Genomic DNA, 11,679 nt, shown 5'->3' with positions numbered 1-11,679 from the left:
TTATCATACAAATTCTCACTATATTGTCATACATATTAAGTATCTGGTCTCAATTTTCATTAGATTAATTAAACAATGATTATAATATCATCATCTCGTAATATTAATAAAATTAATAAAATTTAAATAAATTACCAATAATAAAAATTTATTTAGCTTAAATACTTCTGTTGGCTATTTTTGTTTGTTTAATATTTTAAGTAATCATTTTGTTATTAATTTATTAAAGTAATTTTTTTGATTAATTAATATTTGTTTTTTTATATAAAATAGCTGAGATTTCATTTTTTTTAATAAAAAGATCAACCTACGCTAACCTATCACTTTTGTGTTAAGGGTGAAAAATGAAGGTTTCAATTAAGAACATTCCATTTTCTATATATTTTTCATATCACTTTTAAAACATTCCATTGGCACTTAAAATAAAAACAACTAAGCGTATTATTACATGTCTTCATGCTTATCCGTTCTAGCTGTTTGCACGCAACGATAACAATTTTAATTAACCAAAGTTATAATAACCATTGATTACTATATACTTTTATTTTAACAAAATACCCTAATCATCATCCTAACTTAAGTAAAATTGCTTAATCTAATAATGAAGGATTAGAAAAAAAATCACTTTTAGTTAAAATAATTCAGTGAGACGCTTGCTTATAAAACAAGCAAATTTGTTGTGCTTTTTATTGGCAAAAATATTCTCCAATTTGCGACAGTCTTCACACTTGTTTTCTTTGTTTCTCAATAGTTTCCGAATAAAACGATACTCTCATTGATATATTTATGTTAAGGAGATCACATTAATATTCCTTACAATGCTCTCTAAGTAGTATGTAGGATCAATATAGACAAAATGAGGGGAAAAATAACAAGGCCGGTGAAGTGATAAACTTGTTTTCCTCATGCACCAATGCAACACTGGGCGCACTAAAATATAATTCTAAGGAAAAGCATGTTCAATTATCAAGCAACTGTAGACTTCATTGAAGAAGAAAACGTATATGAAATCAACTTTAGTGATTTTTCTGAGCTACAGGGTGTTAGCTATTGTAAAGAAGATGTTGAGTTAGAAGCCCAAGAAATTTTGCTCGCTTCTTTTGCTGAACTAATTGAACTCAGAAAACCTATTCCATTAGCAACACAAACAAAAAGTGAAGCAACCTTTACTGTTTATTTACCCATAATCTGCTGCTTAAAAATTGCCTTGCATAACGCGATTCTCAATTCTGCAACACAACGCATCGACCTCGCTCGCAGGCTGAACATCAATGCACAACAGATAGAACGCTTACTCGATATTCATTACGCATCTAAAATTGAACTTTTAGAGCAGGCTTTATATATATTAGGCGTTGAAGCTTCAATTACAATCACCCAAAAATTGGTTGATAACAGCATGAACTGATCATCATTGATAAGAATAGCGCCGAAATAGCCTGAAACACCTTTATTTACCTATACTGATTGTTAGGCGTTGATGAAATGGCAGAGACTTGAGTTAATTTTATTTTCCTCATGTCTCAAACTCTGTAATTGGAATCATTTTTTAGGTACATTCCATACTAAAAAATAGTCTCTTTAAATTGTTCGCAATTCAACCAAATCATACTTTTCCAACCCAATGCAGATTCCTTGGGGTGTCTATCACGTTTCATGTCTTAAGCATCTGTGATTTTTATCGTACTCTTAAATGATGAATAAAGGATATTGTAGCCTTATATCCAGTTACTAAATCATGAATTAACTCGAATTAAGAGTAACATTTAACTTAATAAGACTCATCAATATTTGACGTATTACCTTCCCTTTCATAATCCCTAAAATAATTTATTTTAAATAAAAATCTCAATGAGGTACAATAAGTGAGTTTTTATATAGGGTATATGTATGAAAAATGAAAATCACTTAATCTCGAATATAAAAGATAATAACCAACCATACTGGCCTACACTAAAGCTTATATTGAGTTCATTAATTGTTTTTAATTTTTATTTAAATTTAGTTGATAAAAACAAATATGCGTTGCTTATTAATACTTTTGAATTAACATTAATCCCTATGTTTGTATTTATAGTTGCATTTATAACAAAAAATACGACATGGAAAGGGTTACAATCTCATCTTCTTCCTGCTGTTATCATTTATTTTACGTTCCAAACAATCGATATGCTCCCACTTTATTTCACCGGTGAGTTAACTTTTAGAACCTATTTACTTTCTCCTCAGTACGGAGTTTGGTTTTTCTTAGCAACGCCTATCTGGCAAGCTATTTTTTTATTATTACCGAAAAGCTTTAAATTAAATAAATTCTACCTCTCTATAATTTTAACGTTATCATTGATAATTTCTTATATAACAAAAACTTACCTTATGCCATTTTCTAGTTTCTTCTCAATTATTCTATATTTTCCATTTTTTGTCATCGCTTATTTTATTAATAATAAAAGTATATCTTCGTTAAGAAAAAAACCTACCATGGTAATTTCTTGTATTACAATTTCAGCTATTTTATTCCTTCATTATCGAGATGCTTTCTTAAGTGAAATGCTCAGCGGTATCAACTCCTATTTATTCTTCAACGAATTTATTACTCATATTTTAAATTTTTCTATAAGTCTAGTGTTAGGGTCAAGCATTATTTACTTTGCCTTATCAACTGATAAATATGCGAAAACATCAAACAATGCTTTAGGTGTTTATTTAATCCACCCAATTATTTGTTTTATTATATTACAAACATTAGTTTTTTTAGGTATAGAGCTTAATTTATTATTAATAATAACATTTACTCTACTAACCATTTGTATAGCACTTTTATTAGCATCAATTCCAATTATTCATTGGTTTATAGATCCTATTTTTTACTCTAATAAATTGAAATAATGAGGTAAAAGCCTAACTCATAAACAATCAATGCTATTTGAATACTAATTAAAACAGATAAAAAATCACCTCAGCAGGTTAGTTTGAAACGCTGTTTAAATTCCTTGCAATCCTAGTTAGTTCAATCCGGCGTCCCTGTGTCAGTTCTTCAAGAAATGGGCGGCAGGGAAAGTATCGAAATGGTTAAACGATATGCTCACTTATCACCCACTCACTTGCAAGAACACGCCAAAAACATCGATGATATTTTAAATCTGAGTGGCACGAATATGGCACGCAAGATAATTTGATAACTCACAATCACACGTAACACTTCGTTTTAACTGGTGGGTTGTGGGGGGCTCGAACCCCCGACCTAATGATTAAGAGTGCATAGAACTACGTTTTAAAACAAATAGATACAGCGAAAATCGCGTCTCACAACGGTACACTTCGCAAAACTTAGCAACACTTGAAAATGGTTTAAAAACTTCCTTGTCCCAACCACGTCCCATCATTCCCCTCTCATTTTTGTGTCACAATTTCGGCACAGTTATTTTCTGAAATTTAAATTCACACGCCCTAGTATTCACTAACAACACCGCTTGTTCGTGTGTCTCTGCTCTCAAAAATAAGAGACACTTCACAATCAAGAAAAACATCTACTTGTGTAGAGCTACCAATCAAATCAGCCACCCTCAGATAAAAAGAGCGGATGTTATTTGCTTCAGATGTTCTGTATGTGCTCATGGTACAGCCATTCTGCGGATTAAACCCAACTAAATCAGGCGCTCCATTTGTTATAACAGACACTGACCGACCAACTTGCTCACCATTTACAAATTTAATGTACGTTATAAACTCAACTGCTTTGGGTGTATTTTCAGCAACAATTGTACCTGCGACGCGAATCGACACGATAACTGGAATGCTTGTGCTAAAATTGACATAGCCAATTAATTGATTATTGTACGAATTGATTTTAATCCGCGGACGCATTCTGAATTTAAATGTATTTAATGCGATGTCTGACGCTGAAACTACTGGGGATATAGTTGCCCCCTCACCTCGGTACCCACCAACCCATTGAGAACCCAAGCTGTCCACAACGCTTGGAGGTAGACATGATGAATTATCAACTTCAAGCATGCTGCGGGTACTGTATGTGATTGGCTCCATAATTGGCGCAGTTCTGCCGGAGGTATTCATTTGCGTCCGAACTAAGCTAACTCTGCCGATAGTGCCAGAAAAAATAGGCTTATCTTTTCTAGTTCCACCGAGATTGATTAAGCAGTTATTAAAGTTAGCTGTTCCTACCCCTGTACCGAGAAAACAATATCTAAGTGAATCTGTATTATGTTTGTTTAGCCCTATACCTTCAAAATACATGCAGTCAAAATCAACATACCATCCATAAATATTGCCTAAATTATCACCTATAGACTCTATTGCAGCATTTGCCACTTTTAATGAGTTAGAGCCAACAAATTGGCCAGTACCCTTAAATACTGTTTTCAAGAATCGAATATCGCAATTATTGAAGTGTATATTATTTATCTCTGTTCCAACGCAACGAATTGCTCCGCCTTTTAATTCGTTTTCTGCTGTTATCTCATCTTTAGGTATATATCTTCCTTCAAAAGTCACGTTTTGATAATTGTAATAAAAACACGCCTCCATCGTTACGCACCAGCCTGCACCTACATGTAGGGTGCAATCTTGCATGATTGCGCCGCGCGAGGTTGTGTTTACTTTTATTAAACTAACGCTTGATGACTCATCTTTGACTGTTACTTTGATATCATGAATCTTCCCGTAACTATTGCTATACTCATTAACTGCTCCGTATGTTATTGCAAATGTATCTTCTGTCGCATCAGGAATATTCACAACTGCATTCGATGGTAACTGCGCTAAGTCAGTGCCGCTTAGATTAGTAAAGAAGAATTCGTAATACTCGACAGGGTTAATTAGTGAGCCATCGTCACTCTCTTTTGCATCAACTAACTGAGCGTCAATTTTCACATCCTTAGTGATGGAGCCTTGCGGTGTGTCGTAGCTCACATTCACAGTCATAGAAATAGAACGTGGCTTTGTGAGCTCATAGAAGTATTCAAACTCATCTTGCTTGGCGATTTTTATCGCAGCTTCTCCACCTTTTATCTCGCCTGAAACGACTTCATTTGCTGTCGCTGTTTGCTGTGGTATATCTTTACTTTCATTAGGCCCCGGCAATTCCTGTCCGTCGATATCAGGGAATTCAAATCCCTCATTGATCTGCGGTATCACTTCATTCGGTTGATAAATTTTATAGCTAGCACCTGCCATTGCGGTAAAATCAGACTCAGCAAACCTGACACTTTCTGTTTTATATCGCCCGACACCCAAGCACATTAACTCAGTAACAGTTTTAAGGTTTCCGCTATACTCAAACATTGACTGTTGAATGAGGTCGGGAAACGCTCTCACTTGACCACAAATTCTAGGTCTTGCTTGATACGCTCTTGCGATATTCGTTTGTGCGGTAAGTCGGTTGTTTGGGCTATCTTTCGCGTTAGAGTCAGCAGCAGAAAATGACGGTGGCTTTTGTACTAGAAACGAGAATACTTTTGTTACGAGGCTGAATACTGGATTCAAGATATCGCCGATGACCCCTTTTGGCTGGTCGAATATTTGGATAAAGTGAGTCGGTGTTATCTCGAAATTTAAGTCATCTTCTTCTTGTAATTCGCGACCATTAACAACAATTACAATATCGGAGTAAAATCCCTCACTATTGAGCCAGTCGCAAAAAAAGAGCCGATTTCTAAATCGACTCTCTCTTTCGGGATGCCCGCTACTCGTTGTATTTCAACTATCGGCATATTTCATAAACTCCAATTTCGTGAATTTCTTCTCAAGCACAATGAGCCTATCCATGCGTACAGCGCCATTCTTACCTCGGCTATGAAATGCATTATCTGTTCTGTTAATTCTTCACGCAATCGGATAATGCTTGCGTCGTAGTTTTTGATTCACTGCCGCCGAAGGCAATCGCAGCGCCACTATCTGGAGTAAACGTTTCTAGGACTCCGTCCTCTTGATAAATAAAACTAACTTTTCCATCATTTTTAACTTCTTTCATTTCATGACTAGTATAATCACCGTTTTTCATTCCATGAATAATCATTGTTGGCGCATTGAATGTTATTTTTGCGTCAATAATATCAACAGGAAAAACATGCTCACTCTTGCTCTCTATAGATTTATTATTTAGTAAGTTAGATACTTTACAAGAATACGTTCCATTAAATTTATTCTGTTCTCCACCGCACCCAGCCAGCAAAGCAACCACCGCAGCCACTGCTAATATTCTTTTCATCTCACCATCCCATCAATTAGTTTCAGTAATGTTAGCTTAGCGGGAGTGCAAATTGAAGCAAACAAAAAACCTGCCGAAGCAGGTTTATAGAATCTTAGAATTAATTGTAACTTTCTGTATGTTAGAAAGCCTCACTTTTCTGCCTGAGACAATAAGAGTTCCAATGAAATGCATTACCTCTGACTTTTCATGTGCTTTTATTGCCTCATCATACATTTTATCATTCAGAACAACTTCTACTTTCCTTGTCTTACTTTTGGATCCACTTATAGTCTCAGTTATTGTAACAACACCATTATCAGGGTCTATATCCCTGTCTCTATCTAGTTTTGTGACTTTACCCGATAGTTCATAATTCATAGCACTATAATTATTTAAGTAATAATCCCTAGCATGTTCAATTACAGGGATGTCATTAGCCGGAACTGTTACCACTCTAGATTTTAAGTTTTCATCTGAGGCGTATGGGGATGGCTGAATTGATATCTCCACTGTTCTATTTCTTCGCTGACCACTTAATCCAACAATAGCCGAGCATAATGAAGCCCCAACACCATCACCAATGACTTGTTCGAAATGAATATGATTATTTGTCTTTTTAAAGCTTTCTACAGCCTTTTCTAATTTTAAAACACTATGAATAATTCTACTTGATACAATCCTACCAAATGGAACGTCACAATGGTCCGATTGATCTTCATCTTGCTGGTATATAGGGGATGCCACTTTTAGGATATAGCTTCCTATTTCTGTCTGCGATAGTTTAAGCGAATCAAAATAGTTAGTTACTATTTCTGGAAATTTACCACCATAAAACCCCTTTGAACTTTAACCACGGATCTAGCTGCCGACACCAAAAGCTCTTTAGCTTTGACAAAAAGCTCTACACCATCATTGAAAGGTATAGTTCCATTATCAACATCATTATGTATTACTCTAATTCTTATTATGTCGTTGCTAATTTAATTTATTTCATCAACTATTTCATTGATTTTTTTATCTTGAGTTTCTGACAAAACGCTAAGTAGAACTTCAGCTCTTCGACTAAAATCCATCAAATTTATATCAATAGGCTGTAATATTTCGCTGTCTGGATATCGACTTGACCGCCAGATGCCAACAATATCATTCAGCACAGATTTTAAGTACCAACCTTTAGACTCAAGGTACTTATTAAAATCTAGTGTAGCTATGAATTTTTCATTATTTAACTTCATGCTATACTTCTCATGTTGCTGGCTTCTAACATCATTTTCCGTAACACGTCGGCTGTCAGCTCTTGTGATTTCGGTATTTTAATACTAACAGTTTCAGTGTTTTTAGTATCAGGTAGCCCTTTCAAGGATACCCAATAGCATTTATTCATCAGTTTGATCCCTTCACATTTCTCATCAATCCAACATGAGTCATCTTCAGGAAGATGCAAAACAACAAGGTACCTAGGCTGAGAAATCTTTGTGCTCCTCAGGTCATCGTAGTTCTTTACTTTCAATCTAAATGTAAAGCCACCATCCCGCTCATCAAAGGTAGAAGTAGCTTTTAATTGTACATCAATGCAAGGGCTCATTATCTCAGAGTCATGATAACCAGTCCCTTTTAGCGTTAAATCAACGCTATCATTATCTACTTGCCACGACCCAGTATCAAACCCAGCGTAGGAAGACAGGGCTCTTATATATCCAATCTGGAATTGTTCTTTCTTATGAGATATATACATTCACTTTTCTTCTTCTGTTGCACTATCACATAAAGTAATTTGAGCTTCATAAACATATGAATTTAGTGAGCATACTATCAATTTAATTTAAGAATCGTTATCTGGTAATTTGATCAGGGGTTACGCCTTAACCACTTGCAACTCTTCGAAATTAGTCGTGTACGCAGGTGACAGCATTTCGCGCTTCATTTGGTATTTAAACCAAAAACAGCCCTTGGTAGCTGTTTTAGTTTGATGCCATAGGCTGTGATTATTCTATCAGAAAATTGACATCCAAACTTCCTCTATACTTCCCTGGATCTATTTTCCCATTAACACATAAAGCAAAGTTTAATCCTTGAATAAAATTTTTCCCTGCCGTGCTATAAATCTGCTTACTTTCTGTATAATTAATGGCTTGTGACGAATCAGTCGTACAAACCTCATTACCTTTAGTTGTCGCCCCAACTGATGTCGCTATATAGGGTAAATCACCAGAATGGCCATCTAGCGAGTCTAATACCATACCAGTTTGGCTTCCACTCACCAAAGCATTGTTTGGCTTAACAGACATGAAGTATTTACCTGTATTTGGGCAGCTGACATTAATTTGAGCAAGGGCATTCGCTAAATTTTTCGGGCTTGGATAGGTCCCCGCTAGCTGAGAACCAAAATTAATTTGAGTATTTGTAATTGGAGCAACCTTGCATGAATCCACTGCAAATACGCCTAAGTCCTGATATTCATTTATAAATGTAGCATTCGATTGATTAACTGAAAAACCATCACCAGGGCCATCACGATGCGCCATGATTAACCTATCATCTGCAAAATAACGCCCTTTTTTTAATGGTTGAGGTGCATACGCAGAATAGCTCGTAATAATACCTGTGAACTTCATAGGTTCAACATAAATACTATCAACTATATATCCATTCGCACCATTTTGGGGCTCTAGTCCAAAATTTAATGGATTTGGAAGCGAAGAACCAATAGGCACATGATACATTCTATCTGATGATGTCATTTTTGAATTTTTAAGCGTAAAGGAAGCGCTTTCCCATACATGACCTGAATTAACATCATTAATAACTTTATATCGTAAATATCTTGTACTGAATGTACCGTTTATCAGTAAAATTATTCTATTATTTTTATCAAATTCATTAACTAGCGTAACACCATATGCTCCTTCAGGTGGGTAATAGGTGTATTCCCAGTTGGGGCGTCCTCCCTTCTTCCATGTTATCAATTCAATAAATGGAAAGTTAGGGTTAATTCTTCTGGTCCCTGCACGCTCTTCAAAATTAACCACTCTCACAGGTGGTGACACCTCACCAAGATAACCTGTAGCACCAACAGAAACCCGCAAATTATCTCCATACGAAACAGGAGCTAGCGCGCTCATAGCGAGTGCAGTCACACACAAAAAGTAACTTATTTTCTTCTTCATACCTTGCGCCATTATTTTTAATCATTTTAAGTTGCATTAATCATATAACCCTTTTATCTATCTGAGTATGAAATATGCGCATAAATTGTAACCAGAAATTACTCATGCAATGAGTTTAAACGGGATTAAATGTTATCTATTGATTAAAAGTAGTGCATGTACTAAAAATAACAACTCTAATAAATAACTCTAACTTAACGCTCTTTACCCACCAAAACACTGTATGCATACACAAAGATACCTACTTGGTACGCATTAATACTAGGGCATTACTGCCCTACTTTTTATGTATCAATTCTAAAGCTTTTGACTCCATGAACTGGATATCACTAAACACGGCCGCTTTATCTTTAATGTTGAGTAAATTCATCACCTGAAATGATTGGCGGATAAGCATCAACAATTCATCCTTAAATCATTGATGCTTTATATTAAGCTATTCCATTAGCAGTAATTTTTAACCTTTCTTGAAACCAGGCTTGCCATTTTTAGCCCGCCATTCTTTGACTGTTTTTAAAATTCCGACTGGAGAATCATCGGCTCCATCCTCTGGGTAGTAAATAAGATCACTTCCGCTTGGATGCTCTGTTACTTTTTCAAAGTGAGTCACAAACTTAATTTGTTCTTCCTCATTTGCTGTATCTGCATTACAAATAATTGTTAAAAACTTTAAAAATTCAGATTCTGTATAATCAGTAATATTATTTTTTAGTTCCATTCTTATTTACCTCTATGGATATCAATATGTCTTTTCGGGGTCGTAACTCTTAAATTGTCCATGTCATAGACTTCTCCCCCTTCACTAATTGGGTTGTCATGGTGCAACTCATGTACCTTTCTACCACCAACTTGATCTTTTTTCCTAGCAAAAGGCGAGTATCCTTTAGAAACAAGAGTTTTATTATTCTTACTAAGGTTTTTAATCAATTCTGGAAATTTTGATATCTCATCCCAGACGGCCTTCCTGAACTCATCAAAACTGTTGAATTTCTTACCTCGTAATTTATTAGCTACTTGCTCAGGAATAGGAGCACCATTTTCTTTACTGGCATCATTAAGCCATTTATCGCTAACTTTTTTGCCTTTTCCTGTAGCAGTGCCAGGCTTTTTACGCTTCTCTTCTTTTTCTTTTTTATCCTTCGCTTTCTTTTCTTTAGCTTCGGCTTTTTTCTTTTTCTCTAAAGCTATGCCCAGCTTTCTCTCTGCTTCTTTAATTGCTTTTTCAGCGTCTAAAAGTCGCTCTTTTGCTAATGTGAAACGCTCTACAATAGACTCATAAATTTCCGGATCATCAATTAGAACTTCAGGTTCGCTACCATCATCAGTCTCATATCCATATACGCTAGCAATACTCAAAATGTTAATAACATAATCTTCAGGATTACGATTGAGTAAATATGACAATGCTTTTTGATTATCAATTTTTTCAATATATTCAATACCAAATACGCTAGAAATTACCTGACTTGACTGTTTAATTTGTAAAGGATTTTTACTCACATCAGTTAAAGCACCGCCTTCCGGAGAGCTTTTAGTTTTATCGAGTTCTCTTTTTGCTGTCTGAGCATCTACATCTGCTTGTGATAACTCGCTACTTGCTTGCTTCCAATCTAATTCCGCAGCTTCAGCTGGATATAAAGCACGCCAATCTCGGTTAGCTTCCTCAATTAGTTGTTTTTCTTGTGCAGTCGTTGGATTCTTCGATATTGAAATATAAATTGGCGCATGGTCGCCACCAAAATCAACAATCCCCTGATATGTCTCAGACGTTACACTCGGAATAACCGATTCTGGCTTAACATTGTCATAAGACGGTGTTTTAAACGATGCACTCGGCTTTTTATCCGTCATTTCAATCTGTAATGCCGGTTTACCTGGTGCAATTTCAACAGAATATACACCTGGTCGCCCAGTTTTTTTAGCTTGAACAACATTGACCTGTTGCGGGTTTTTAGTCATTGCGGGCGTAACTTTATTCTTTTCTGGCGAAACAACCTGTTCAACCACAACCTTAGCCGGCACTGTTTTTTGACGAGAAATATCTTTATCCCTTGTACGTTTACTCACATAAAGCCAATGAAAGCCGATGGATTACCTTTTAATATTAATCATGGAAATGACATGGAAAATGAAACTAATAATAAAAGGTGACGTATCTGATATAGAAAGAATCGCAATTAATGCGGCGCTAGAATTCCACAAAAAGAATCACAGTCGAACAGGAATAATCGTTAATCACAAAATAAAGATAGGGAAGAATATCTACCCTGTCGAAATTCAAAACTGTCAAAAGACTTATATGGT

10 protein-coding genes and 2 pseudogenes are annotated in these 11,679 nt (G+C 35.4%); 3 read left to right on the top strand and 9 right to left on the bottom strand.

The features are described 5' to 3' along the window. Positions 1-955: 955 nt before the first annotated feature. The 3 genes and pseudogenes from PSF28_RS02075 to PSF28_RS02065 form a co-directional block, all read left to right on the top strand. Positions 956-1,408: a hypothetical protein gene (locus PSF28_RS02075; RefSeq protein WP_210840497.1), complete on the top strand. Its 453-nt coding sequence runs from the start codon at positions 956-958 to the stop codon at positions 1,406-1,408. A 482-nt stretch (positions 1,409-1,890) separates the two neighbouring features. After that, entirely contained in the window at positions 1,891-2,886 is a 996-nt protein-coding gene (locus PSF28_RS02070) for an acetyltransferase (RefSeq protein ID WP_272684555.1), read from the top strand. 116 nt (positions 2,887-3,002) lie between these two features. Beyond that, positions 3,003-3,176, top strand: a pseudogene (locus tag PSF28_RS02065) (integrase); the annotation flags it as partial. A gap of 271 nt (positions 3,177-3,447) precedes the next feature. On the opposite strand, the gene PSF28_RS02060 reads toward PSF28_RS02065, so the two are convergent. The 9 genes and pseudogenes from PSF28_RS02060 to PSF28_RS02020 form a co-directional block, all read right to left on the bottom strand. After that, a complete protein-coding gene (locus tag PSF28_RS02060) occupies positions 3,448-5,502 on the bottom strand; it encodes a hypothetical protein (protein WP_272684554.1) in 2,055 nt (684 codons plus the stop codon). Between the two features lie 331 nt (positions 5,503-5,833). After that, positions 5,834-6,226 carry a hypothetical protein gene (locus PSF28_RS02055; RefSeq protein WP_272684553.1) on the bottom strand — a complete coding sequence of 131 codons (393 nt, stop codon included), beginning with the start codon at positions 6,224-6,226 and terminating at the stop codon, positions 5,834-5,836. Between the two features lie 84 nt (positions 6,227-6,310). Beyond that, positions 6,311-6,952: a hypothetical protein gene (locus PSF28_RS02050; RefSeq protein WP_210838641.1), complete on the bottom strand. Its 642-nt coding sequence runs from the start codon at positions 6,950-6,952 to the stop codon at positions 6,311-6,313. 236 nt (positions 6,953-7,188) lie between these two features. After that, positions 7,189-7,443, bottom strand: coding sequence for a hypothetical protein (locus PSF28_RS02045; RefSeq protein WP_272684552.1), 255 nt, complete (start codon positions 7,441-7,443; stop codon positions 7,189-7,191). Next, positions 7,440-7,943: a DUF4365 domain-containing protein gene (locus PSF28_RS02040; RefSeq protein ID WP_272684551.1), complete on the bottom strand. Its 504-nt coding sequence runs from the start codon at positions 7,941-7,943 to the stop codon at positions 7,440-7,442. The genes PSF28_RS02045 and PSF28_RS02040 overlap by 4 nt, the downstream gene beginning before the upstream one ends. A gap of 120 nt (positions 7,944-8,063) precedes the next feature. Continuing rightward, positions 8,064-8,159, bottom strand: a pseudogene (locus tag PSF28_RS02035) (DUF4113 domain-containing protein); the annotation flags it as partial. A gap of 34 nt (positions 8,160-8,193) precedes the next feature. Beyond that, a complete protein-coding gene (locus PSF28_RS02030; RefSeq protein WP_210838633.1) occupies positions 8,194-9,375 on the bottom strand; it encodes a hypothetical protein in 1,182 nt (393 codons plus the stop codon). 457 nt (positions 9,376-9,832) lie between these two features. Next, positions 9,833-10,093 (bottom strand): bacteriocin immunity protein, encoded by a 261-nt coding sequence (locus tag PSF28_RS02025; RefSeq protein WP_210838631.1) that lies wholly within the window; start codon positions 10,091-10,093, stop codon positions 9,833-9,835. A gap of 2 nt (positions 10,094-10,095) precedes the next feature. Then, positions 10,096-11,442 carry an HNH endonuclease signature motif containing protein gene (locus PSF28_RS02020; protein ID WP_210838629.1) on the bottom strand — a complete coding sequence of 449 codons (1,347 nt, stop codon included), beginning with the start codon at positions 11,440-11,442 and terminating at the stop codon, positions 10,096-10,098. Positions 11,443-11,679: the final 237 nt, after the last annotated feature.

This window comes from Providencia sp. PROV130, assembly GCF_028482225.1.
Lineage (GTDB): Bacteria > Pseudomonadota > Gammaproteobacteria > Enterobacterales > Enterobacteriaceae > Providencia > Providencia rettgeri.
This window is presented reverse-complemented; position numbering and strand designations above follow the sequence as displayed.

Coding starts and splice junctions, on each gene's coding strand:
- PSF28_RS02075 (WP_210840497.1), top strand. CDS start 956: ATGTTCAATTATCAAGCAACTGTAGACTTCATTGAAGAAGAAAACGTA.
- PSF28_RS02070 (WP_272684555.1), top strand. CDS start 1,891: ATGAAAAATGAAAATCACTTAATCTCGAATATAAAAGATAATAACCAA.
- PSF28_RS02055 (WP_272684553.1), bottom strand. CDS start 6,226: ATGAAAAGAATATTAGCAGTGGCTGCGGTGGTTGCTTTGCTGGCTGGG.
- PSF28_RS02045 (WP_272684552.1), bottom strand. CDS start 7,443: ATGAAGTTAAATAATGAAAAATTCATAGCTACACTAGATTTTAATAAG.
- PSF28_RS02040 (WP_272684551.1), bottom strand. CDS start 7,943: ATGTATATATCTCATAAGAAAGAACAATTCCAGATTGGATATATAAGA.
- PSF28_RS02030 (WP_210838633.1), bottom strand. CDS start 9,375: ATGAAGAAGAAAATAAGTTACTTTTTGTGTGTGACTGCACTCGCTATG.
- PSF28_RS02025 (WP_210838631.1), bottom strand. CDS start 10,093: ATGGAACTAAAAAATAATATTACTGATTATACAGAATCTGAATTTTTA.